The sequence below is a fragment of the Saccharopolyspora griseoalba genome (genome assembly GCF_042665275.1).
Lineage (GTDB): Bacteria > Actinomycetota > Actinomycetes > Mycobacteriales > Pseudonocardiaceae > Saccharopolyspora > Saccharopolyspora griseoalba.
Window position 1 is genome coordinate 276,538 of sequence record NZ_JBHTCJ010000006.1, and the last position, 23,610, is coordinate 300,147.

Consider the following 23,610-nt stretch of genomic DNA (forward strand, 5'->3'; position numbering starts at 1 on the left):
ACCCGCCGGCCATCCGCGTCCGGTGTGCTGTCCCACATGGTCAAGACTCCCCGAGCGCTGGCGGTCGCCGCGCTGCTCGCGATCGCCACCGCCCCGGCCGCCCCGGCCGCGCCGCCCCAGCGGGTCGAGCTGGTCGGCGAGACGACGTTGCCGCACGCGATGCGGTTCGAGGGCACCACGGTCGGCGGTCTCTCCGGCATCGACCACGACCCCGCCACCGGCGAGTACCTGCTGATCTCCGACGACCGCTCGGATCAGCAGCCCGCCCGCACCTACACCGGCCGGTTCGACCGCGGCGGGCAGTTCCGCCTGACCGGGACGCACCCGCTGCTGCGGCCGGACGGCTCCCCGTACCCGCCGGGCTCGGTCGACCCGGAGGACGTCCGGCACGACCCCTGGACCGGCCGGGCCTGGTGGACCAGCGAGGGCGAGCGCGGTTCGCGGCTGATCGACCCGGCGATCCGCGAGACCGACGACGAGGGCGCCTTCACCGGCGAGATCCCGGTGGCCGACAATCTGCGCATGGCGCCCGGCTCCGGCCCCAGGAACAATCTGGCCCTCGAAGGCCTCACCTTCGCCGCCGGCGGGTCCCTGCTGGTCACGGCGATGGAAGGTCCGCTGCTCCAGGACGGCGATCCCCCGACCACGGAGCGCGGCGCCCTGTCCCGGCTGACCGTCCAGGACCGCGCGGGCGAGGTCCTCGGGCAGTACGCCTACCCGCTGGACCCGGTGTTCGCCGAGTCGCCCACCGGCGGGTCCGGCGACAACGGCGTCTCGGCGATCCTCGCCGACGACCGCGGCCGGTACCTCGTCGCCGAGCGCGCCTACGTCGCGGGCGTCGGCAACTCCATCCGCGTCTACGAGGCGGACCTGCGCGGTGCCACCGACGTCGAGCACGTCGGCTCGCTGGTCGGCTCGGACGTCCGCCCGGTGCGCAAGCGCCTGCTCGCCGACCTCGCCGAGTTCGACCTCGGTGCGGTGGACAACGTCGAGGGCATGACCTGGGGCCCGCGCCTCGCCGACGGTCGCCGCACGCTGGTGCTGGTCAGCGACGACAACTTCAGCGAGTCGCAGACCACCCAGCTGATCACCCTGGCCGTCGGCTGAGCGAACCGGCGAGCCGTGGCGGCGACCGGCTCCGCCCCGGCCGGTTCCGAAGGGCGTTTTGCCTGGTCGGTTAGACTGAGCCCGTGAGCGCGCGCCGACTTCTTCCGAGGCCGCGCTGAGCCCGGACCGACGGTTCAGCGCGGCGACCCCTCATGCCCACCAGGGCCTGGGGGGTTTTCGATTTTCCGGAGGCGGCACACTTGTAGCGCACGACGCGGGCGTTCCGGCGGAGCAGGGAAGGACGCAACTGATGAGTGGCCAGGCAGAGGCTGCGGGCAACGGGGCCGCGGAGGAGATTCCGCCGCACCGCTACACCGCGGGCATCGCGAGCGAGATCGAGCAGCGCTGGCAGCGCGAGTGGGACGAGCGCGGGATCTTCCACGCGCCGAACCCGGTCGGCTCGCTCTCCGACGGCGAGGTGCCGGGGAACAAGCTGTTCGTCCAGGACATGTTCCCGTACCCGTCGGGATCGGGGCTGCACGTCGGCCACCCGCTGGGGTTCATCGGCTCGGACGTCTACGCGCGCTACCACCGGATGCTGGGCCGCAACGTGCTGCACACGATGGGCTTCGACTCGTTCGGCCTGCCCGCCGAGCAGTACGCGGTGCAGACGGGCACGCACCCGCGCACCACGACCGAGACGAACATCGAGCGGTTCCTGGGTCAGATCCGCCGGCTGGGCCTGGGCCACGACGAGCGCCGCCGCATCGCCACCACCGACATCGAGTTCTACCGCTGGACGCAGTGGATCTTCCTGCAGATCTTCAACGCCTGGTACGACACCGAGGCGGGCCGGGCGCGCCCGATCGGCGAGCTGGAGAAGGAGTTCGCCAACGGCGAGCGCGCCACCCCGGACGGCCGGGCGTGGTCCGAGCTGTCCCGGGCCGAGCAGCGCGAGGTCGTCGACTCCTACCGGCTGGTCTACCTGTCCGAGGCGCCGGTGAACTGGGCGCCCGGCCTGGGCACCGTGGTGGCCAACGAGGAGGTCACCGCCGAGGGCCTGACCGAGCGCGGCAACTTCCCGGTGTTCCGCCGCAACCTCAAGCAGTGGATGATGCGGATCACCGCCTACGCGGACCGCCTGGTCGACGACCTGGACCGGCTGGACTGGCCGGAGAAGGTCAAGACGATGCAGCGCAACTGGATCGGCCGCTCGCAGGGCGCCAACGTCCGGTTCGCCGCGGGCGGGCACGACATCGAGGTCTTCACCACCCGTCCGGACACCCTGTTCGGCGCGACCTACGTGGTCCTGGCCCCGGAGCACCCGCTGGTCGACGAGCTGACCGCCGAGCAGTGGCCCGCGGGCGTCGACGACCGCTGGACGGGTGGCGCGGCGACCCCGGCCGAGGCGGTGGCGTCCTACCGGCGCGCGGCGTCGATGAAGTCCGACCTGGACCGCCAGGAGAACAAGGACAAGACCGGCGTGTTCACCGGCGCCCACGCCACGAACCCGGTCAACGGCGCGCAGATCCCGGTGTTCATCGCCGACTACGTGCTGATGGGCTACGGGACCGGGGCGATCATGGCCGTGCCCGCCCAGGACCAGCGCGACTGGGACTTCGCGACGACCTTCGGGCTGGAGATCATCCGCACCGTGCAGCCCACCGAGGGCTTCGACGGCGAGGCGTTCACCGGTGACGGCCCGGCGATCAACTCCGCTTCGGAGACCACCGGGCTGAGCCTCAACGGCCTGGGCGTCGACGAGGCGAAGAAGACGGTCGTCGCCTGGCTGGAGGAGCACGGCCACGGCAGCGGCACGGTGCAGTACAAGCTGCGCGACTGGCTGTTCGCCCGGCAGCGCTACTGGGGCGAGCCGTTCCCGATCGTCTACGGCGACGACGGCGTTCCGCGCGGGGTGCCCGAGGACCAGCTGCCGGTGGTGCTGCCCGACGTCGAGGACTACTCGCCGCAGACCTTCGACCCCGAGGACGCCGACTCCAAGCCGTCCCCGCCGCTGGCCAAGGCCACCGACTGGGCGCACGTGGAGCTGGACCTGGGCGACGGGCTCAAGCACTACGAGCGGGACACCAACGTCATGCCGCAGTGGGCCGGTTCCTGCTGGTACCAGCTGCGCTACATCGACCCGGACAACTCCGAGCAGTTCGTCGACCCGGCCAACGAGCAGTACTGGATGGGCCGCGACACCGCCGAGCACGGGCCGAACGACCCGGGCGGCGTGGACCTCTACGTCGGCGGCGTGGAGCACGCGGTGCTGCACCTGCTGTACTCCCGGTTCTGGCACAAGGTGCTCCACGACCTGGGCCACGTCTCCTCGGAGGAGCCCTACCGGCGGCTGTACAACCAGGGCTACATCCAGGCCTACGCCTTCACCGACGCGCGCGGCGTCTACGTGCCCGCCGAGCAGGTCGTCGAGCGCGACGGCAAGTACTACTACGAGGGCGAAGAGGTCTCCCGCGAGTACGGGAAGATGGGCAAGAGCCTGAAGAACTCGGTCTCGCCGGACGAGATGGCCGACGCCTACGGCGTGGACACGCTGCGGCTCTACGAGATGTCCATGGGCCCGCTGGAGGCCTCCCGCCCGTGGGTGACCAAGGACGTCGTCGGTTCGCACCGCTTCCTGCAGCGGTTGTGGCGCAACGTCGTCGACGAGCAGACCGGTGAGCTGCGGGTCACCGACGAGCAGCCGGACACCGAGATGCTGCGCGCCCTGCACAAGACGATCGCCGGGGTCCGCGAGGACTACTCCGAGCTGCGGTTCAACACCGCCGTGGCCAAGCTGATCGAGTTCAACAACCGGATCACCAAGGCCTGCTCGGCGGCCGCGGGCACGCCGCGCGCGGTGGTGGAGCCGCTGGTGCTGATGGTCGCACCGATGACCCCGCATCTGGCCGAGGAGCTGTGGAACCGCCTGGGGCACGCGGAGAGCCTGGCGCACGGCACCTTCCCGGTCGCCGAGGAGCAGTACCTGGTCGAGGACTCGGTGGAGTACCCGATCCAGGTCAACGGCAAGGTGCGCTCGCGCATCGAGGTGCCCGCCTCGGCCGACCAGGAGGCGGTCAAGGCCGCCGCGCTGGCCGACGAGAAGATCGCCGCGGCGCTGGAGGGCAACGAGCCGCGCAAGGTCATCGTGGTGCCGAACCGGCTGGTGAACGTGGTCGCCTGACCTGGCGAACCTGACGCGGGGCGTCCTCGACTCGCCGAGGACGCCCCGCGTTCTCGTCCCGGCCACCGGCACACTGGGCGTGAGCGAGCTCGCATGGCATTTGTTACTCGCGGGTAACTACGCTCGATCCCAACGCCGCCGACCCGGGAGGGCCGCATGACCGAGTCCGCATTCGACGCGGGTGAACTACGCCGGTTGCTCGACGGGCGTTGGGCCGAGGTGCGCGAGCGGGTCCGGGAGGCGCTGCGCGACACCGCGCTTCCCTCCGGCGACCACCTGGACACCGAGAGCCACCGCGCGCTGACCCTGGAGCAGATGCACGCGCTGGTGGAGTCCGGCATCCCGGAGCTGGGCTTCCCGACCGAGCACGGCGGCGGCGGGGACCCGGCCGGTTCGGTGGTGTCCCTGGAGATGCTGCCGGGCAACCTCTCGCTGATGGTCAAGGCGGGCGTGCAGTGGGGCCTGTTCGGCGGCGCGGTGGTCGCGCTGGGCACCGAGCGGCACCACGAGCGCTACCTGCGCGACATCATGGGCCTGGAGCTCCCGGGCTGCTTCGCGATGACCGAGACCGGTCACGGCTCGGACGTGCAGAGCCTGCGCACCACCGCGACCTACGACCCGGAGACCCGGGAGTTCGTGGTGCACACCCCGCACGAGGCGGCGCGCAAGGAGTACATCGGCAACGCCGCCCGCGACGGCCGGATGGCCGTGGTGTTCGCGCAGCTGATCACCCGCGGCGAGTCGCACGGCGTGCACGCGCTGCTGGTGCCGATCCGCGAGGCCACCGGCAAGGTCGCCGACGGGGTGCGGATCGAGGACTGCGGCCGCAAGGCCGGGCTCAACGGCGTGGACAACGGCCGGATCTACTTCGACCACGTGCGGGTGCCGCGGGAGAACCTGCTCAACCGATACGGCGACGTCGCCGCGGACGGCACCTACTCCAGCCCGATCGGCAGCTCCGGCAAGCGGTTCTTCACCATGCTCGGCACGCTGATCCGCGGGCGGATCTCGGTGGCGGGCACCGCGGGCGGCGCGGCGAAGCTGGCGCTCGAGATCGCGCTGCGCTACGGCGACGTGCGCAGGCAGTTCGAGAAGCCGGGCACCGGCGAGGAAGTCGCGGTCCTGGACTACCTCGGCCACCAGCGGAAGCTGCTGCCCGCGCTGGCCGAGAGCTACGCGCTGCACTTCGCGCAGCAGGAGCTGGTCGCCGCGCTGCGGGAGATGGGTTCCGCCGACGAGCGCGCGCAGCGCGAGCTGGAGTCCCGCGCGGCCGGGTTGAAGGCGGTCACCACCTGGCACGCCACGAGCACCATCCAGACCTGCCGGGAGGCCTGCGGCGGCGCCGGCTACCTGGCGGAGAACCAGCTGGCCGGGCTGAAGGCGGACACCGACGTGTTCACCACCTTCGAGGGCGACAACACGGTGCTGCTGCAACTGGTGGCCAAGGGCCTGCTCACCAACTACAAGGACCAGTTCGACGACCTGGGCACGCTGGCGCTGGCCCGGTTCGTTGCCGACCAGTTCGTGGGCGCGGTCTTCGAGCGGACCGCGACGCGCTCGCTGGTGCAGCGCATCATCGACCGCGCCGGCGAGGACGACATCCTCGACCGCGGCTGGCAGCTCAAGATGTTCGACGACCGCGAGCGCCACGTGCTCGACGGCCTGGCCCGACGGCTGCGCAAGGCGGACCGGTCGAACGCCTTCGAGGTGTTCAACAACGCCCAGGACCACGTGCTGCGCGCCGCCCAGGTGCACATCGACCGGGTGGTGCTGGAGGCCTTCGTCGGCGCGATCGACCGCTGTCCGGACGAGGCCACGGCCGAGATGCTGGACAAGCTGATGGACCTCTACGTGCTGTCCAACATCGAGGCGGACCGGGCGTGGTTCCTGGAGCACGAGCGGATCAACCCGCGCCGCGCGAAGGCGATCACCCAGGCGGTCAACGACCTCTGCCAGCAGCTCCGCCCGCACGCGGTCGAGCTCGTCGAGGCCTTCGGCACCCCGCGCGAGTGGCTCACCGCCCCGATCGCCACCGGCGCCGAGGAATCGCGCCAGGAACGCATGGCCGCGCACGACCGGGACGGATCCTAGTTCAACGAGGGGTCCTCCGGGTCTGGCAGCTTCGCGTGCGCTCCCATGAGCGTTCCCCGCTGCCAGGGCTCGGGGGCGCCGGGCTGCGTCTCCGCCTCCGCCCCGGTCAGCACGTCGTTGGGCAGGAACAGCACCGCTCGGGTCCCGCCGTAGGGCGAGGCGGACTCCACGAAGGTCTTGAACCCGCACCGGGCCGCGAGCAATCCGGCGACGGCGAAGCCCACCCGGGGCGGGTCCCCGAGCCGGTGGACGTCCGCGGATTCGCGCCCGGAGAGCAGGGCCTTCGCCCGCTCCAGCTGCTCGTCGCCCACGCCCGGACCGGCGTCGTCGACGACCACCGAGAGCCCGTTGTGCGCGGGCTGGAAGTGCAGCTGGACCGGCGTTTCCGGCGGCGAGTACCGCGCGGCGTTGTCCAGGAACTCGGCGAGCACCAGGATCACCGGTTCGACGGTCCGGCCGATCACCGCCGCGGTCGAGTCGTTGTGCACCTCGATCCGCGAGTGGTCGCGGATGCGCGCGGTGGCCGCGCTGACCGCGTCCGGCAGGGAGGTGGCGTGGTGGCGCTGCGCCGGGCGCGATCCGCACAGCAGGGCGGTCGCCTGCGCGCGCCGGATCAGCTGCGCGCAGCGGTGTTCCAGCTCGACGCGGACCCGCGCGCCGTCGGGCAGCTGGGCGATGATGTCCCGCAGCTCGTCGGCGTGCTCCTGCATCCGGTGCATGCTGGAGATCAGGGTGGAGCGCGCGGTGCGCTCCGCGCGCTGCTGCGATTCCTCGGCGAACCCGGCGAACTGGCCGACCGCGCTCTGCACGTCGTGGCCGAAGGTGGTCTCGGCGAGCTGGGCGGAGACCGGGCCCGGGACGTCGATCGGGAGCCCCCGCTCGGCGTCCATCAGCGCGGGCAGCCTGCGGATGACCAGGTGGTGGGTTTCCGCGTCCCGCAACCGGATTCGCGTGGTCAGCCGCCAGATCAGCACCAGCAGCGCGCACACCACGACGACGGCGACGGCGACCAGTACCCAGAATGCGAAGTCCACTGGAAATACTCCGTAGCATCCGTGGAGAGCAATTCCCCGAAATCACGCCCGCTCGACCGAAGCTACCACGCGAAACCCGAATTCCCCGAAAGTGTTTCGCGCAGCAATCAGGTGCCGAAGCGTGATCAGAACCCCCACTCCCCCGAGCGATTGATCACCGCGCCACGTATCCCTAGAATCCCGCGCCCCCGAGAAACGCAGTTTTTCCCCGAACTGCGCCCCACGTGGGGCGCAGTTCGGGGAAAAACTGCGTGGGGTCGCGTTGGTTATCGCTTGAGGTGGTCGAGGAAGTTGGACCAGGTCCGGGTGTGGAAGGTCAGGGTGCCGGCGGCGCGGTTCTTGCTGTCGCGGACGCCGACGGCGCGCGGCGTCACGGCGACCTCGACGCAGTTGACGCCGCTGGAGCTGTAGCTCGAGGTGATCCACCGGGCGTCGGCCAGCTCGGCTAACTCGCGCATGCGTTCATGCTAGCTCTTCGATGGCGCGGTGGATCCGGTCCGCGCTCTCGTCGCGGCTCAGGACCTCGCCCATGAGCTCGTCGAAGCTCGCGTCGTACTCGCGGACCCGAGCGGGGTTGTCCAGCAGGCCGACGGACGTGAGGTTCTCGAACCAGGCCATCATCGGCACTCGCGGGCTCGGGAAGTCGAGGAGGTTGATCGTTCCCTGCCCCAAGGCGCCGAAAGCCCCCGCGGTGAACGGGACGACGTGGACTCGAATCGTCTCGGGGCGGTCCTCGATCAGGTCCAGGACGTGCCGCAGCTGCTCACCCAGCACCTCGGGCCCGCCGACCTGCTGCATGAGCACGGCTTCGCTGATGACGGCGGTGAACCGAACCGGGTCGTCGTCGGTGAGCCTGCGCTGCCGGAGCATGCGGTTGCGCACCCGGGCGTCGGCTTCCGAGGTCCGCAAGTTGGGGCGGTCGTTGGTCATGAGCGCGTACGCGTACGCCTCGGTCTGCAGGAGGCCGGGGATCAGCAGGCTCTCGTGCGCCCGGATCTCCTGAGCGGCCCATTCGAAGCCGTAGTACCGCTGCAGCTCGGGGCCGTAGAGGGCGGAATGAGCTGACCACCACCCGCGCTGCTCGCACGCATCGCGAAGCCCGAGCAGATCTTCGCGGTCCTGCTCGGGAACGGAGTAGAGCTCGATGGCCGCGAGCAGCTTCTCGTTGCTCAAGCGCCGCTTGCCGTGCTCGACATCGCTCAGGAAGTTCTGCGAGAGGCCGAGCTCTCGGGCGGCGGCGATGCCTTTGAGGCCGGACTCCGCACGCGCCTCTCGAAGTCGGATGCCGAGTTCCCACGCGGCGACGACCGGCGATGTCGGTGGCATTGGGTTTACTCCATTCCGCTCGGTGCTCGGAAGCGTACGAGCCGTGATCGAAGCACTCGATCAGGGAATACCGACGAGATATCTCCAATAATATCTTGTCGTCCGAGCGGCGGCGGTCGGGACTCCTCCTCTCGTCTTCGGTCGTCGTCGCGCTTCCCTCAACGTCGAGGAGGTTCTGATGCTCTTCCCCGGCTTGGAGCCCGAGCGGCCGGTGGTCCACTGGCGGCCGCTCGGGGGTCTCCGGCACGGTGTGGCGGCCACCGAGCTGCCGCGGACCGGTCAGGAGCGGCGCACCTTGTGCGGCGAGCTCCTGAACATCGTCGACGCCTCGGAGCTCGACTGGCTCGCGCCGACCTGCGAATCCTGCTGGACCGCCGCGCTCGCGCCGCGCGACGGCGATCAGTCCGAATAGGACGAACTTGGAGGTTCTGATGAACATCGTGCTCGCACTGCTGGACGCTCGGCCGGTGGCCGCGTCCTCGATCGGAATCATCGCCGTTCTCGGCGTTTTCGCGCTCGTCCTGCCGCTGCGCGGCGGCGGTCGCGGTCAGCACGCGCACGCGGGGCCGGGCGCGCTGACCGTCCCGCAGCTCGGCGAGCGGCTGAAAGCGCCGCCACGACCGCGCAAGCCGACTCCCGAGCAGTTCGCCCGGCTCGCCGCGCAATCCGACCACCTGCCCAGGCGGGTGCGCGAGAAGTTCGAGCTGCCACCGCCCTACGTCGGCAAGCACCGGCTCGTCGAGTGGCCGCCGGAGTTCAAGGTCGACCTGCACCCGCTGCGCGTCGAGATCGCGCTGGAGCGGTCGGCCATGCACTAGCGGAGGCCGGTCTCCTGGGCCAGTTCCTCCAGGAGGGTGTCGAAGAGCCGGTCGGCGTAGGCGAGGTCGAAGGGGAAGCGGTCGAAGACCTCCAGCGCGATGTGCCCGTAGAGCCGGATCCACCAGCGCAGCAGGAAGTACGCCGCCTCGTCGCCCAGCGCGCCGGGCGGGAGCCGCACGCCCGCCCGCGCGAACGCCTCCGCGAAGGCCTCGCGGTGCGCGGAGAGGTCGGGCAGATCGACCGCCGGTTGGTCGCGCAGCCCACCGCCCCGCGCGCTCTCGGCCATCAGCGGGCCGACCACGCCCAGGAACACGCCGCCGAACTGGTCGGGTTCGCCCTCGCACTCGCGCGAGGTCGCGAAGACCAGCGCGAACTCCTCGCGGTGCGTCAGCGCCCACGAGCGGAACCGGCGGCAGACCGCGAACATCCGCTCCAGGAAGTCCTGGCCGAGCGGGTCCAGCGCGACCCGCAGCTCGTCGGAGAGGTCCACGCAGATGTCGGTCGCCAGCCTGCGCAGCAGCGCCTCCCGCGAGTCGTAGTAGCGGTACAGCGCGGGGGCGGTGATGCCCAGCTCGCGGGCGATCGCGCGCAGCGTCACCGCGTCGCTGCCGCTGCCGACCAGCAGGGCCCTGGCGTGCTGCCGGATCTCCTGGTCGGTGGCGGCGCGATCCCGGTCGCGCCGCGGCGCGTGGGTCATCCTCGCTCCTGAGCTGGGTAAACGGTGTTCACGACACGGTAGCGGTTCGGGGCGCTCACGGCCTAGGCCGCGAACCGGTGGGAGATGTGCGTCTCGCGCGGCAGCGCAGCGGGGTCCGCGTTGTACAAGCTGGGGTGCGAGCACGTGAGCACTTGGAGGACCGGATGTCCGAGGTAACCGTCTACAGCAGGCCGGGCTGCCCGTTCTGCATGTCGCTGCGATCCGGGCTGGAGCGCGCCGGACTGGACTTCACCGAGATCGACATCTGGCAGGACCCGGATGCGGCGGCCGTCGTGCGCTCGATCGCCGACGGCAACGAGACCGTGCCGACCGTGGTCGTCGGCGGCTGGAAGGCCGTGAACCCCTCGGCGTCCGAGGTTCTGGCCGCCGCCGGGGAGTAGCGCCGCGCAAGGAGAGAGCCGGCCGCACGGGGGGCGTTGCGACCGGCTCTCTCTGGTTGCGATCGTCGATGGCGCGAATACCGACGAGCGTCAACTCCGCTCAGTGTGACCCCGCAGGACGGGAAAAAGATCCACCTTGACAGTGGATTTAGCTCGAACGGTGTATCCATAGTGGAATAATCGTTTGTGGTTTGGAACACAGCACTTTCGGAAAGTTCGACGTTCTCGCTGGTCGTGCGACTACCGCTGCTGTTCGTCGCGATCCCTCCCGCTCTCCCGAGACGCGGGAAGGCCCCCGGCCTCGTCGGCCGGGGCTCGGTTCGGGTCGTGGTGGCTGGTGTCCACCGGATCCCCGGGGAACTCGCTCGTCGGCGGCAATCGATCCGACGTCCGCGCGTTCTCGGCGCGCGGGTGCTCGTCGGGGGCGTCGTGGGACGGCTGCGGCTGGGCTGCGAAGAAGCCGATCATCTCCTGCAGCTGCTCGACGAGCCGGTCGAGGCGGGTGGTCGGCCGGGTGAGCTGCACGGTCATCGTCATGCCACAAGCGTGCTTCGCGGGGGGTGCGCAGCGGATCCGTACGGCTACTCAGTTGTTACCTATGGGTAGTACCCAGGGCTGCTGCATCCGGGCGACGTAGTAACCACTGGAGCCACTCCGGGTGTTTCCCCGGTCGCATTCGTTCGCGCCGTTCGGGGGATGCGTGCTTCCCTCGACGCCGAAGCTGTCACTGGCCGTCCCGGCCTCGCGCGCACCCCGCGAGCGCCGGTGCGCGGGCGGGGACAGGCTGTCGGATGCGGTCCGCCGAAGTCCGGGCACTTCTGCTGAGCAACGTGGAAAGGTATGGTCTAGACCATGTCGCGATTGACTGGCGTCGGAGTGAGCTCCGGCCGAGCCGGCGGGCCCGTCGTCCGCGTGGCCGACCCGCTGCCCGAACCCGCCGCGGCCCCCGCGCCCGCGGATCCCGCCGCCGAGGCCGAGCGGATCCGCCCGGCCGCCGACGCCGTCGCCGAGGCGTTGTTCGCCCGGGCCGCGAAGGTCTCCGGGGACGCCAAGGCCGTGCTGGAGACGACCGCGGCCATGGCCATGGACCCGGCGCTGACCTCGCAGGCCGAGCAGAACGTCGCCGCCCGCTCGCTGCCCGCGCCGCGCGCCGTCTTCGAGGCCGCCAACGGCTTCGCCGAGGCGCTGCGCGCCGCGGGTGGCTACATGGCCGAGCGCGCCCGCGACGTGCACGACGTGCGGGACCGGATCATCGCCGAGCTGGAGGGCGTAGCCCCGCCCGGAGTGCCGGAACTGCAGCGGCCGAGCGTGCTGGTCGCTCGCGACCTCGCTCCCGCCGACACCGCCGACCTCGACCCGTCCCTGGTCCTCGCGCTGGTGACCGAGGAGGGCGGCCCGACCAGCCACACCGCCATCCTGGCCCGATCGCTGGGGATCCCGGCGGTGGTCGCCGCGCGGGGCGTGCTCGACGCGGGTGGCGTCGGCGCGACCGTCGACGGCGGCAGCGGCGAGGTCGAGCTCTCCGAGGTCGAGGTCGAGGTGACGGTCAGCGAGCGGGCCGCCGCGGCCGAGTGGGACGGGACCGGGCGCACCTCCGACGGGCACCGGGTGAAGGTGCTGGCCAACGTCGGTTCGCCCGCCGACGCCCGCGCCGCCGCGGAGGCCGGGGCCGAGGGCGTCGGCCTGTTCCGCACCGAGTTCTGCTACCTCGACGCCGACCAGGAGCCCTCGGTGGAGACCCAGCGCGCGGCCTACGCCGAGGTGCTGGCCCCCTTCGCGGGCAAGCCGGTCGTGGTGCGCACGCTGGACGCCGGAGCCGACAAGCCGCTGTCGTTCCTGGGCATGGGCACCGAGCCGAACCCGGCGCTGGGCGTGCGCGGGCTGCGCGTGGCCTTCGACCGGCCCGACGTCCTCAACCGCCAGCTGGAGGCCATCGCGGGCGCGGCGGCCGACTCCGGCGCCGAGGTGTCGGTGATGGCGCCGATGGTGGCCACCGCCGAGGAGGCGGCCTGGTTCGCCGAGCGGGTGCGCGCCGCCGGCATCGAGCGGGCCGGGGTGATGGTCGAGGTCCCGGCCGCGGCTCTGTGCGCAGCGGAGATCCTGCGGGCGGTGGACTTCGTGTCGATCGGCACCAACGACCTCGCGCAGTACGTCTTCGCGGCCGACCGGATGGCCGGAGCGCTCGCCGAGCTCAACGACCCGTGGCAGCCGGCGCTGCTGCGGCTGATCGGAACCATCGGCGAGGCCGGTCGCCAAGTCGACAAATCGATCGGTGTCTGCGGCGAGGCGGCCAGCGATCCCGAGCTCGCCGGTGTTCTCGCCGGGCTGGGCGTGACCAGCCTCTCGATGAACGCGGGTTCGCTGCAGGCCGTCGGCGCGGCGCTGGCGGCCCGCTCGCTCTCCGATCTCCAGGCGGCCGCCGAGGCCGCCCGCGCGGCCGCCGGCCCCGGCCAGAGCCGCCAGGCGGCGAAGTCCACCGGCTGACCGGACGCGGCACCTTCTTCATCAGAAGTCCCCCCGAGCGCTCGGCGATCGGGGGGACTTCTGATGAAGGGAGGGCCTACTCCGCCTCGTCCTCGGGCTCGCCGTCCTGGTCGAGACCGTGCTCGATGGCGTAGCGGGCCAGTTCGACCCGGTTGTGCAGCTGGAGCTTGCGCAGCGTGGACTGGACGTGGTTCTCCACCGTGCGGTGCGAGATGACCAGCTTGTTGGCGATCTGCCGCGCGGTCTGGCCCTTGGCGACCAGCCGCAGCACCTCGGTCTCCCGATCGGTGAGCTGCGGGGCCTCGGTCGCCGAGTCCGGGGTGATGGCCATCCGGCGGTACTCGCCGAGCACCAGGCCCGCCAGCCCCGCGGTGAACACCGCGTCGCCCGCGGCGGTGCGCCGGATCGCGTCGACCAGCTCCTCCACCGAGGCCGACTTCACCAGGTAGCCCGAGGCGCCCGCCTTGACCGCCTCCAGGACGTCCTCGTGCTCGCCGGAGGCCGACAGCACCAGCACGCGGGTGCCCGGGATCTCCTGGGTGATCTGCAGCGTCGCCTGCACCCCGGAGGTGTCGCCGAGGTTGAGGTCCATCAGGACCACGTCCGGCTTGACGGTCTTGGCGATCCGCAGCGCCGAGGCCGCGTCGCCCGCGGTCGCGGTGACCTCGAAACCGCGCTCGCCCAGGTCGCGGGCCACCCCGTCGCGCCAGATCGGGTGGTCGTCGACGACCATCACGGTCACCGGCGGCTCGCTCATCAGTGCCCTCCTCTGCGCCTCTTCCCCGGCGGTGCCGCCTCGCGCGGCACCCGGAGCTCCCACTCCGTTCCCTCGCCGGGCGCGGTGTCGAGGTTGATCTTCCCACCCATCGCCTCGACCCGGCCCCGCATGGACTTGGCGACCCCCAGACGGCCTTCGGCGGCCGCGGCGGACAACCGGCCCTCGGGAATGCCCGGGCCGTCGTCGCGGACGCTGAGCACGATCTCGTCGGGCAGCTCCTCCAGCAGCACCCAGGCCTGCGCCCCCGGCGCGTGCTCGTCGACGTTGGCCAGCGCCTCGCGCACGACCGCGAACAGGTCCGCGGTCCGCGGCTCGGGCAGCCGCACCGGGTTGCCCGGCACCGAGACCTGCACCCGCGCGGTGCGCAGCACCTGGAGCCGGGCGGCCAGGTCGGCCTCGCCGCCGTCGGCGGCGGTCTCCGGGGTGGTGGCGATCAGCGAGCGCAGCGCGATCTCCTGCTCACCGGCCAGCTCGGCCAGCTCGGCGGCCTCGCCGCCCAGGTCCGCGCCGCGCTGCCGCACCCTGGCCAGCACCTGCAGCACGCTGTCGTGGATGGACCGGGCCAGCCGCTCGCGCTCGGCGGTGGCCGCCTCGGCCTGCATCGCGCGCGCGAGGCGTTCGGTGGAGCTGCGGGCGGTGCGCGCCGCCAGGCCGATCACCAGGCCCACGCCGACGAGCAGCAGCGCGTCCATGGCCATGTCCGAACCGCCGCGCCCGCGCACCAGGTAGTTGCCCGCGGTCGCGAGCACGCCGGTGATCAGGCCGCCCGGCACGCCCCACTGCACCGCGGCCGCCGTGACGCCGGTGGAGTGCCAGACGGTGACCACCGACGGGTCCCCGGCCAGCATCTGGTCCTCGGTGAGGATGAGCTCGTTGATGCCGAACAGGGCGTTCACCACGACGACGTCGGCAAGCACCATCCGGTCGGTGCGGCCCTTGCGGTTCCAGTAGCGCCAGACCGTGAGCGCCGTCCAGACCGCCATGGCGCCGATGCACGCGGTGGCCAGCCACGGCCGCTGGTACCGCTCGTACTGCACGCCGAACCAGAACAGCGCGTAGCAGAACGTCACCACGCGGAAGACGTTGTGGCTGCGCCACAGCGGCGTGCGGCCGTCGGGCACCTGCGGCGGCGTTGGTTGCGAACCGGTCAAAGCATCCTCCCGGCGGACCATCCTGCCCCAGAATCGGCTCGGCGCGACCACCGGTCGGATCAGCACCGGACTTGAGTCCGCATCGCAAGAAACGCCCGGTCGTGGGCTTCGACGCGAAACGCCGCTCGCGTTGCCGCGTTGTGCTTCTGGGTGGTGACCTGCTGTGCGAGGCTGCGACGGGGAGGTGAGGAATGCGGAACTGGCTGCTGTGGCGGCTGCCGCCTGCGGCGATCGGGTACGTGCTGGGGGTGGAAGCGGCGGCGGTGGCGCTGGTGGCCTTCGTGTTCGCCACGGGGCGCAGACCGCATCAGCAGGAGCTGGAGACCTTCGCGGCGCTGTCGGCGACCGCGTTCGCGGTGATCGTGATCACCTCGATCTCGATCAAGCTGCGCAAGCAGATCCGGCGCGACCCCTGGACCCTGCACATCGTCTACCTGGCGGCCGGAATCCTGCTGCTGCCGCCCAACCTCCTGGTCCTGCTGCTGCTCGGGCCGACGCTGCACGGCGTGCTGGACAACCGCCCGGAGCCCTACCGCTGGTTGTTCACCACCGCGGCCACCGGCATCGCGATGTTCACCGGACGCGCGGTGGTCGGCTGGGACGAGCCGCGCTGGAACCCGCTGACCTTCTTCGCGCTCGGCGTGGTGCTGCTGATGATGCGCGCGATCGTGGTCGCCGGCGGCATCCGGCTGCGCAACCCCGCGGCCAAGCGGCAGGCGGTGATGGGCGAGCCGATCGACGTGCTGCTGGGCATCGTCGCGGCGAGCCTCGGCGGTCTGCTGGCGGTGGCGATGCACGCCCAACCGGTGAGCGTGCTGCTGGCCGCCCCGGCGATGGTGCTGCTCGACCTGGCCGGGCAGCTGCCGACCTGGCGGCGCTCGGCGCAGCGCGACGGCAAGACCGGGCTGTCCAACGCCGAGCACTGGGAGCGCACCGCCCGGATGGAGCTGCTGCGCGCCCGCCAGCGCGGGCACCCGGTCGCCGTGCTGCTGGCCGACCTGGACCACTTCAAGAAGGTCAACGACGAGATCGGCCACCTCGCGGGCGACACCGTGCTGGCGGCGGTGGCGATGATGCTGCAGGGCAACGTGCGCGGGGACGACGCGGTGGGCCGCTTCGGCGGCGAGGAGTTCGTGGTGCTGCTGCCCGGCACCGACCCGCAGACCGCCTGCAAGGTCGCCGAGCGGATCCGGCAGGCCGCGGCTTCGCTGTCGGTGCCCGCGCGGGACATCCGGGGCAACCACCGCGATCTCACCGACCTCACGGTGAGCGTCGGCGTGGCGACCACGAGCCGGTTCGGCTACGACCTCACCGATCTCCTGGTCGCGGCCGATGCCGCGATGCTCGCGGCCAAGGCCAACGGCCGGAACGCCATCAGCCTGGCCTGACCCGGTGCCGCCGGAACGAGAACGCCCCGGTGCGGGGGCAGCTCGTCCGGGCGGCCGGCTCAGCTCTCGTCCTCCCCCGGTTCCTCGTCCCGGGATTCCTCGCCGGCCGGCTCGGGTTCGGCCGGCGCCGGTTCGGGTTCGGCCGGCGCCGGTTCGGGTTCGGCCTGTTCGGGTTCCGGCGGTTCGGGCTGGTTGAGGGCCCGGATCGCCGAGTTGAGCACCGCCACGATCGGGACCGCGAGCAGCGCGCCCACGATGCCGTTGACCACCACGCCGACGCTGATCGCCAGCACCACGCCGAGCGCGTGCAGGTGCACCGCGCGGCCGAGGATCAGCGGCTGCAGGACGTTGCCCTCCAGCTGCTGGACCAGCAGCACCACGCCGAGCACGATCAGCGCCACGATCCAGCCCTTGGTCACCAGCGCCACCAGCACCGCGACCGAACCCGAGGCGACCGCACCGATGATCGGCACGAAGCCGCCGAGGAACACCAGCGCGGACAGCGGGATCGCCAGCGGCACCCCGAGGATCGCCAGGCCCAGGCCGATGCCGATCGCGTCGGCCACGGCCACCAGCGCGGTGGCGCGCACGAACCCGACCAGCGAGTTGAACCCGGCCACGCCCGCGACGTCGACCCGGTGCCGGACGTGCTGCGGCACCAGCTTGATCACGAACAGCCAGACCCGGCGGCCGTCGTAGAGGAAGTAGATGAGCGTGAACAGCGCCAGCACCAGCCCGGTCAGGAAGCTGCCGAAGGTGCCCGCGGTGTTGAGCGCGCCGCTGGTCAGCGCGGACTGGTTGGTCTCCAGCCACTCCCGCGCGCGCTCCAGGAACTGGTTGATCTGCGCCTCGCCGATGTGCAGCGGCGAGGTGGCCAGCCAGCCGCGGAGCTGGTTGAGGCTGGCCAGCACTTGGCGCTGCATGCTCGGGAAGCCGTCGATGAAGGCGTTGATCACGAAGCTCAGCACGCCGCCGACCGCGGCCAGCCCGGCGATCAGCACGATCGCGGTGGCCAGCGACCGCGGCACGCGCCGCCGGGTCAGCGTGGCCACCGCCGGTGCCAGCAGCGCTGACAGCAGAAGCGCGATCGCCACCGGGATCACGACCACGTACAGCCGGCCGATCACCATCCCGATCAGGTACAACGCCGCCGCCAGCACCAGCGTCCGCCAGGCCAGCGCGGCCGAAACCCGCAGCACCGGTGGGATGTCCGCGGCCGCGTCCCGCTCGTCGATCTCGGTGTCGCTCACGCCCACACCGTAGCGCCGATCTTGGCGTCGCATCGCCCCGACGAGCTCGATGGTGGCGGTGGTCCCGCAAGTCGGTCGATGTAACACGATGTAGCGAACACTGTTCCCTGCGCTTACGAAGTCGGGACCCGGTTTGAAAGGCTGCCCCGCGCAAGGGAGGACGAGCTCCGAGTGGGGAGTCACACGACCTAGGGGGTTCTGGCACCGCGATGTCCGTCCGCGATCGCACGAGACCTGCCGCCGCCCGGCGGCTGCTGGGGCGTGCCCTCGTCGTGGCGGGAGCGACGGTGGCCGGGACCTCCGCGGTCTGGCTGGCGGGCGCCGGGCATCCGGCGGACGCCGCGGCCGGGCCGTTGGTCGCGGAAGAGGCACCGGTTCCCGCGCAGACCACCGAGTCTCCCCCGCTGTCCGGGGTCGTGGACTCGCGGGCCGGTGCCGACCCGGCCGACTCGCCGCTCGGCGATCTCGACCCCCGAACCCTGGTCCGGTCCGAACCGGCGCAGCAGGTGCTCGCCCCGGTCGGCGGCGCGCTGCGGGACTCCACCGACGGCGTCCGGCAGCTCGCCGAGGCGCTGCCGGTCACCGGGCCCGCGGACGTCGACGGCGGACGCACCCCCGAATCCCCCGCGCCGGAGCCGTCCGTGACGACCCCGACGAACCCCCCGACCACCCCCGCACCCGAACAGGCGCACCGCGAGCCTCCCCGGCCCGCGGCCCCCGCCGGGATCCCGCCGCACGAGCCGACCGCCGAGACCCGATCGGCGGCGACCGCCGGGATGGCGCCGGTCGCCGAGCAGCGCACCCCAGAACCCCCGCGCGCGCCCGGCGAGCTCGCGCTCGACCGGACCCCGCCGGCCACCACCGGCGCCGGGGCTCCGCACACCGCCGACCTGCAGCAGACCGGTGCCGCTCTGGGCAGGCACCCGGACCTCCCGCGGGGCGACCGCGTCTCGCGCGGCGCGCTGGCGCGGCACGGCGAGCGCGCCCTGCTGGGCGTCCCGGCGCCGCGACCCGGGTCGACGCCCGACTGATCCGCGCCCGACGACGAGCCCGCGACGAGGCGGGCCCGCGCGTCGCGAACCAGCGCAGTCCTCGCCGGCCGAACCATGATCAATTTCTGGTTGCGGTGCGGCGCCCGAAGTTGATTTTCCCCCACCAGCTGGGGAACCTGGTTAAGGAGAGATCCATGCAGACTTGGGCGAAGCGCGGAGTGCAAGCCGCGCTGGTCACCGGTGGCATGCTGGCCGTCGGCTCGGGGGTCGCGTCCGCCGGGGACGCCCCGCAGCGTCCGATGCCGTTGGGAGAGTCGGTGTTCCCGCCCACCCGCGGCCACGGCGGTCCTGCGCCCGACGCGCAGCGCAACCGGCCGGTGGTCGACGAGCGCTCCGGGCCCGCGCTGGCGGGTCGGCTCGACGTCGAGCGCGACCTGATGCCCTCGGTCGAGAACGAGATGACCCGCGAGCTGCCCGCGCTGCGGTTCCTGAACTCCCCGCTGCAGCTGGCGGGTTGGGTCGCCGACCCGAGCGCCGCCAAGCCGCTGGACCTCGGCCGCTCGGCGCACGGCCAGCCGCCGGTGACCCCGTCCGAGGGCTTCCAGCGCTCGCTGAGCTGGGCGGGCCCGATCGGCGAGGTGGTGCAGCACGAGGAGCCGAGCGCCGACCTGGTCATCCCGCACGACGACCTGGTCTACTTCGACGGCTTCGGGCAGGCCGAGGGGATCATGGACCTCTGGGACCCGGCGCTGGCCGGCCAGGGCGACTCCGACCTGCTGGCGCTCGACTCGGTCGATCTGACCGACGCCGAGCTGCCCGGCTTCCGGGACCGGCTGCACACCGTGCCACCGCTGGTGCTGGCCAACGCCCTGTCGATCCTGCCGGTGGAGCCCTCGCCGCGCGCCGAGTTCGTGCCGCTGCACGTCCCCGGCGAGGACCAGGCGAAGGTCGACGAGGTCCCGCCGCTGGACGGGCTCAGCCCCGACGAGCTGGGCCGGATCGTGGGCACCTCGGTGCGCGGCGGTCCGGGCGCGTCCGCGCCGCTGCCGGGCCTGGGCAGGCTCAACGCCCTCGAAGGCGGGCACACCTCGGTTCCCGCGCCGAGCCGGATCAACGCCGCGCTCGACGAGCAGCCGCGCACCGGCGACTCGCCGCTGCTGCACACGCTGCCCGACGTGCGCGACGCCACGACCCCGATGCCGGCCCTCACCCCGGAGATGATCCGCGCGTTCGAGGAGGCCGAGACCATGGTCATGGCCCGCATCTGAGGTAGCAGCCTGCTTTCATCAGAAGTCCCCTGCGAGCTCCGGCTCGCAGGGGACTTCTGATGAAAAGGGCACGTGGTCAGGCCGGGGCGTCTTCCTCGCCCCGCGGGTCGGCGGTCTCCGGGGCCTCCCGGCGGTGGCGCCACCAGAGGAGGGCGTGGACGACCAGGAAGGCCAGGCCGAACCAGACGTAGGAGTTGCCGACGAACTTCTCGAAGGCGTTCCACCGCAGCTCCAGGCCGTCGCCCTGCGGGACCTTCCAGTGCGGGCCGAACATGAAGCAGCCGCCGATCACGGCGAGCACCACGACCAGGCCCCAGTCCCGGCGCTGGGAGGCGGCGCCGATCAGCAGGATCAACCCCGGGATCGCCCACACCCAGTGGTGCGACCAGGAGATAGGCGAGAGCATCAGCCCCAGCACGCCGTTGATCACCACCGCCATCGGCAGGTCGCGGCGCCGGATCGCGTGCAGCATCCCCAGCACGGCGATGACCAGCACGAGCACGGCCAGCACGCCGAACACGATGGTCAGGTGCGGCACGTGCAGCTTGGTCAGCAGCGAGCGCAGCGACTGGTTGCCCGCGTAGACGGAGGCGTCGCCGGTGAACTTCGGCCCGAACTGCACGTTGGAGGTGGCGAACATCTCGTGCAGCCAGAACCGGCGCGCGTTGTCGAAGGTCACCAGCGCGCCGAGCAGCGCGGTGCCGACGAAGGTCAGCAGCGCGGTGATGATCATCCGGAAGTCCCGGCGCAGCAGCGGCAGCAGCAGGAACACCAGCGGGGTGAGCTTGATGCCCGCGGCGATCCCGATCAGCAGGCCGCGCGGGTAGGGCAGCTTCTTGGTGCCGTTGACCCGCCACAGGCAGTCGACCACGACCAGCGCCATGAGCACCAGGTTGATCTGCGCGTAGGTGATCGTCTCCATGATCGGCTCGCTGATCGTGGTCAGCGGCAGCACCGCGATCGCGACCAGCATCACCTTGTCCCGGTGCGCGCGCAGGAACATCGATTCGCGCAGCACCACGTACAGCGAGATCAGCAGCGCGACGTGGCTGACCAGCATGATCACCGCGGTGGAGATGCTCTTGGGCACCAGCGCCAGCGGGGCGAAGATCATCGCCGCGAACGGCGGGTAGATGAACGGCAGGTTCAGACCGGACTCGGTGGTCGGCAGGCCGTGGTACAGGTCCTCGCCCCGCAGCAGCGCCTGCGCGCCGAGTCGGTAGACCTCGCCGTCGATGTGGTCGTGCGTGTTGATCGTGGAGACCATCACGACCGCGAGCAGCTCCGCGAACGCGATGGCGAGCAGCAAGCTGCGCTGCTCGCGGAGCCGTTCGACAAGCGGAACCCGGTCCGCGTTCAAGGGCATCGACTTGCACCATCCTCTCGCTGCCAGTTGCGATCAGGGTAGAGATCTGACGGGGTGCCGATCCCGGTGGCATCGGCGGATGCGGGGCCGCCCCGGATCTCCCTCGATTCACCTGCCCGAACGATCAAGTTGATCGCACACAGGAGGCGGGTGGGTGAATGAAGCTTGAAGAACTGACTCACGGTTATGTGCGCTGCGTTATCACCACCATTACGGGTGGTGGCTTCACTCTTGAAAGAGACCCAGCGCCGAGGGGAGGCTCAAACGGACTGCTCCGTTCGGCGGGTGAGGGGAGGGGCCCGAATGAGTGTCCTTGACGTGGCTGCAGCCCAGCTGGCGCCGATGTGGGACGAGCTCGTCGGCGGTCTGAACGTCGGGATACTGCTGACCGACGAGCGCGGTCAGGTGCTGGCCACCAACGACGTCGCGGCCGAACTCATGCAGCTCGCCAAGTCCGACCTGCTCACCGGCGTCCGCCCGGAGGGGTGGCAGGTGCGCGACGACACCGGCGCGCACATGCCCGACTGGTCCGATCTGGCGGGGCAGGTGCTGCGCGCCGGCAACCCGCTGTCGATCCCGCTGGTGATCGCGCGCGACGGCGAGCCGCAGAGCCGCATCTGGGCCGACTACCACGCGGTGCGGGTGCAGGGCCGCAGCCGCGTGCTGGTGCTGCTGCAGCCGGTGCACACCGACGTCTCGCACAGCCGGGGCCTGCTGGACCCGCTGACCGGGCTGCCCGGTCGCGTCCTGCTGCTGGACCGCCTGGAGCAGGCGCTGGTGCGGGCCCGCAGCCGCGGCACGCTGGCCACCCTGGTGCTGGTGGACGTGCACAAGCTCGCCGAGGTCAACAAGCGGCACGGGTTCGAGCGCGGCGACGAGCTGCTCAACACCCTGGCCAGCCGCATGCGCGAGGGCCTCAGCGACGAGCACACCGTGGCCCGCTACGGCGGCGACGAGTTCGCCGTGGTGGCCGAGCACCCCAGCGGCACCGGGGAGCGCATCGCCGCCCAGACCCGCGAGGTGGCCGGGTGGCCGGTTCGCGTCGGGCGCCGCCGGGAACGGCCCGGCCTGCGGGTCTCCTGGGTGACCACCGACGGCCACGCCGCCGTGCACTCGGTGCTGTCCCGGGCCGAGCAGCAGCTGCAGCGCTGAGCGGACGCGCGAAGGGCCCCGGCGCGCCGTGCGCCGGGGCCCTTCTGCGACCTGGCCGCCCCGCCCGGGGGCGCGCGTCAGCGGTCGGCGTTGCCCGCGATGAAGTCCTCCACCGCCTGGTAGGCGTCGGAGTCGGCGTACTGCTCCGGCGGGGACTTCATGAAGTACGACGAGGCCGAGAGGATCGGGCCGCCGATGCCGCGGTCCTTGGCGATCTTGGCGGCGCGCAGCGCGTCGATGATGATGCCCGCCGAGTTCGGCGAGTCCCACACCTCGAGCTTGTACTCCAGGTTCAGCGGCACGTCGCCGAAGGCGCGCCCCTCCAGCCGGATGTAGGCCCACTTGCGGTCGTCCAGCCACGGCACGTAGTCGGACGGGCCGATGTGCACGTTGCGCTTGCCCAGGTCGCGGTCGACCTGCGAGGTCACCGACTGGGTCTTGGAGGTCTTCTTCGACTCCAGGCGCTCCAGCTCCTTCATGTTCAGGAAGTCCATGTTCCCGCCCACGTTGAGCTGCATCGTGCGGTCCAGGTGCACTCCCCGGTCCTCGAAGAGCTTGGCCAGCACCCGGTGGGTGATGGTGGCGCCGATCTGCGACTTGATGTCGTCGCCGACGATCGGCACGCCCGCGTCGGTGAACTTCTGCGCCCACTCCGGGTCGGAGGCGATGAACACCGGCAGCGCGTTGACGAAGGCCACGCCCGCGTCGATGGCGCACTGGGCGTAGAACTTGTCGGCGTCCTCGGATCCCACCGGCAGGTAGGACACCAGCACGTCGACCTCGGCGTCGCGGAGCGCCCGGACGACGTCGACCGGCTGCTCGTCGGACTCCTCGATGGTCTCCCGGTAGAACCGGCCCAGGCCGTCGTGGGTGTGCCCGCGCTGCACGGTGACGCCCAGCGGCGGGACGTCGGTGATCTTGATGGTGTTGTTCTCGCTGGCGACGATGGCCTCGGAGAGGTCCCTGCCGACCTTCTTGGCGTCCACGTCGAACGCGGCGACGAACTCCACGTCCCCGACGTGGTAGTCGCCGAAGGTGACGTGCATCAGCCCGGGCACCCTGCTCCCCGGCTCGGCATCGGCGTAGTAGTGCACGCCCTGCACCAGCGATGCAGCGCAGTTCCCAACGCCGACGATCGCCACTCGCACGGCGCGGCCGGGACGATCTTCGCCCATGGCAGGG

21 protein-coding genes are annotated in these 23,610 nt (G+C 71.6%); 11 read left to right on the top strand and 10 right to left on the bottom strand.

From position 1 onward, the window contains the following. Positions 1 to 36: 36 nt before the first annotated feature. From ACFQRI_RS14220 to ACFQRI_RS14230, 3 genes are all read left to right on the top strand, one after another. Positions 37 to 1,107, top strand: a complete 1,071-nt coding sequence (locus tag ACFQRI_RS14220) for an esterase-like activity of phytase family protein (protein ID WP_380668549.1) — start codon at positions 37 to 39, stop codon at positions 1,105 to 1,107. Between the two features lie 250 nt (positions 1,108 to 1,357). Beyond that, positions 1,358 to 4,231: a leucine--tRNA ligase gene (gene leuS, locus ACFQRI_RS14225; protein WP_380668551.1), complete on the top strand. Its 2,874-nt coding sequence runs from the start codon at positions 1,358 to 1,360 to the stop codon at positions 4,229 to 4,231. A gap of 156 nt (positions 4,232 to 4,387) precedes the next feature. Beyond that, positions 4,388 to 6,322 carry an acyl-CoA dehydrogenase family protein gene (locus ACFQRI_RS14230; RefSeq protein WP_380668553.1) on the top strand — a complete coding sequence of 645 codons (1,935 nt, stop codon included), beginning with the start codon at positions 4,388 to 4,390 and terminating at the stop codon, positions 6,320 to 6,322. Here the strand turns inward: ACFQRI_RS14230 and ACFQRI_RS14235 are convergent. The 3 genes from ACFQRI_RS14235 to ACFQRI_RS14245 form a co-directional block, all read right to left on the bottom strand. Continuing rightward, complete coding sequence (locus ACFQRI_RS14235; RefSeq protein ID WP_380668555.1) at positions 6,319 to 7,356, bottom strand: ATP-binding protein; 1,038 nt, start codon at positions 7,354 to 7,356, stop codon at positions 6,319 to 6,321. The genes ACFQRI_RS14230 and ACFQRI_RS14235 overlap by 4 nt on opposite strands. A gap of 266 nt (positions 7,357 to 7,622) precedes the next feature. Then, entirely contained in the window at positions 7,623 to 7,814 is a 192-nt protein-coding gene (locus tag ACFQRI_RS14240; RefSeq protein WP_380668557.1) for a DUF397 domain-containing protein, read from the bottom strand. 4 nt (positions 7,815 to 7,818) lie between these two features. Continuing rightward, positions 7,819 to 8,682: a helix-turn-helix domain-containing protein gene (locus tag ACFQRI_RS14245; RefSeq protein WP_380668559.1), complete on the bottom strand. Its 864-nt coding sequence runs from the start codon at positions 8,680 to 8,682 to the stop codon at positions 7,819 to 7,821. Positions 8,683 to 8,860: 178 nt separating this feature from the next. On the opposite strand from ACFQRI_RS14245, the gene ACFQRI_RS14250 reads away from it, so the two are divergent. Both ACFQRI_RS14250 and ACFQRI_RS14255 read left to right on the top strand, forming a co-directional pair. Further along, complete coding sequence (locus ACFQRI_RS14250) at positions 8,861 to 9,094, top strand: HC3 family zinc finger protein (protein ID WP_380668560.1); 234 nt, start codon at positions 8,861 to 8,863, stop codon at positions 9,092 to 9,094. Between the two features lie 19 nt (positions 9,095 to 9,113). After that, a complete protein-coding gene (locus tag ACFQRI_RS14255) occupies positions 9,114 to 9,500 on the top strand; it encodes a hypothetical protein (protein ID WP_380668562.1) in 387 nt (128 codons plus the stop codon). Here the strand turns inward: ACFQRI_RS14255 and ACFQRI_RS14260 are convergent. Beyond that, complete coding sequence (locus ACFQRI_RS14260) at positions 9,497 to 10,198, bottom strand: TetR/AcrR family transcriptional regulator (protein ID WP_380668564.1); 702 nt, start codon at positions 10,196 to 10,198, stop codon at positions 9,497 to 9,499. The two genes, ACFQRI_RS14255 and ACFQRI_RS14260, sit on opposite strands and share 4 nt — an antisense overlap. 164 nt (positions 10,199 to 10,362) lie before the next feature. Between ACFQRI_RS14260 and ACFQRI_RS14265 the strand changes: the two genes are divergently transcribed. Further along, positions 10,363 to 10,599, top strand: coding sequence for a glutaredoxin family protein (locus ACFQRI_RS14265; RefSeq protein WP_380668566.1), 237 nt, complete (start codon positions 10,363 to 10,365; stop codon positions 10,597 to 10,599). Positions 10,600 to 10,839: 240 nt separating this feature from the next. Here the strand turns inward: ACFQRI_RS14265 and ACFQRI_RS14270 are convergent, their stop codons facing one another. Further along, the gene (locus tag ACFQRI_RS14270; protein WP_380668568.1) at positions 10,840 to 11,136 is read right to left on the bottom strand and encodes a hypothetical protein; all 297 of its coding nucleotides are present in this window, start codon (positions 11,134 to 11,136) and stop codon (positions 10,840 to 10,842) included. 315 nt (positions 11,137 to 11,451) lie between these two features. Between ACFQRI_RS14270 and ptsP the strand changes: the two genes are divergently transcribed. Next, positions 11,452 to 13,083, top strand: coding sequence for a phosphoenolpyruvate--protein phosphotransferase (ptsP, locus tag ACFQRI_RS14275; protein ID WP_380668570.1), 1,632 nt, complete (start codon positions 11,452 to 11,454; stop codon positions 13,081 to 13,083). A 76-nt stretch (positions 13,084 to 13,159) separates the two neighbouring features. Here ptsP and ACFQRI_RS14280 read toward each other — a convergent pair whose 3' ends face one another. Next, a complete protein-coding gene (locus ACFQRI_RS14280; RefSeq protein WP_380668572.1) occupies positions 13,160 to 13,840 on the bottom strand; it encodes a response regulator in 681 nt (226 codons plus the stop codon). Continuing rightward, a complete protein-coding gene (gene macS / locus ACFQRI_RS14285) occupies positions 13,840 to 15,012 on the bottom strand; it encodes a MacS family sensor histidine kinase (RefSeq protein WP_380668574.1) in 1,173 nt (390 codons plus the stop codon). The genes ACFQRI_RS14280 and macS overlap by 1 nt, the downstream gene beginning before the upstream one ends. A gap of 191 nt (positions 15,013 to 15,203) precedes the next feature. Between macS and ACFQRI_RS14290 the strand changes: the two genes are divergently transcribed. Beyond that, positions 15,204 to 16,400, top strand: coding sequence for a GGDEF domain-containing protein (locus tag ACFQRI_RS14290; protein ID WP_380668576.1), 1,197 nt, complete (start codon positions 15,204 to 15,206; stop codon positions 16,398 to 16,400). Between the two features lie 59 nt (positions 16,401 to 16,459). Here the strand turns inward: ACFQRI_RS14290 and ACFQRI_RS14295 are convergent, their stop codons facing one another. Further along, on the bottom strand, positions 16,460 to 17,650 hold the full coding sequence (locus ACFQRI_RS14295; protein WP_380668578.1) for an AI-2E family transporter: 1,191 nt from the start codon (positions 17,648 to 17,650) through the stop codon (positions 16,460 to 16,462). 209 nt (positions 17,651 to 17,859) lie between these two features. On the opposite strand from ACFQRI_RS14295, the gene ACFQRI_RS14300 reads away from it, so the two are divergent. Both ACFQRI_RS14300 and ACFQRI_RS14305 read left to right on the top strand, forming a co-directional pair. Then, a complete protein-coding gene (locus ACFQRI_RS14300; protein ID WP_380668580.1) occupies positions 17,860 to 18,681 on the top strand; it encodes a hypothetical protein in 822 nt (273 codons plus the stop codon). A 155-nt stretch (positions 18,682 to 18,836) separates the two neighbouring features. Then, a complete protein-coding gene (locus ACFQRI_RS14305; protein WP_380668582.1) occupies positions 18,837 to 19,910 on the top strand; it encodes a hypothetical protein in 1,074 nt (357 codons plus the stop codon). A gap of 76 nt (positions 19,911 to 19,986) precedes the next feature. On the opposite strand, the gene ACFQRI_RS14310 is transcribed toward ACFQRI_RS14305, so the two are convergent. After that, entirely contained in the window at positions 19,987 to 21,276 is a 1,290-nt protein-coding gene (locus ACFQRI_RS14310) for a glycosyltransferase 87 family protein (RefSeq protein WP_380668584.1), read from the bottom strand. A 318-nt stretch (positions 21,277 to 21,594) separates the two neighbouring features. On the opposite strand from ACFQRI_RS14310, the gene ACFQRI_RS14315 reads away from it, so the two are divergent. Continuing rightward, entirely contained in the window at positions 21,595 to 22,428 is an 834-nt protein-coding gene (locus tag ACFQRI_RS14315) for a sensor domain-containing diguanylate cyclase (RefSeq protein WP_380668586.1), read from the top strand. 77 nt (positions 22,429 to 22,505) lie between these two features. Here the strand turns inward: ACFQRI_RS14315 and ACFQRI_RS14320 are convergent, their stop codons facing one another. Beyond that, the gene (locus tag ACFQRI_RS14320; RefSeq protein ID WP_380668753.1) at positions 22,506 to 23,603 is read right to left on the bottom strand and encodes an inositol-3-phosphate synthase; all 1,098 of its coding nucleotides are present in this window, start codon (positions 23,601 to 23,603) and stop codon (positions 22,506 to 22,508) included. Between the last annotated feature and the right edge of the window lie 7 nt (positions 23,604 to 23,610).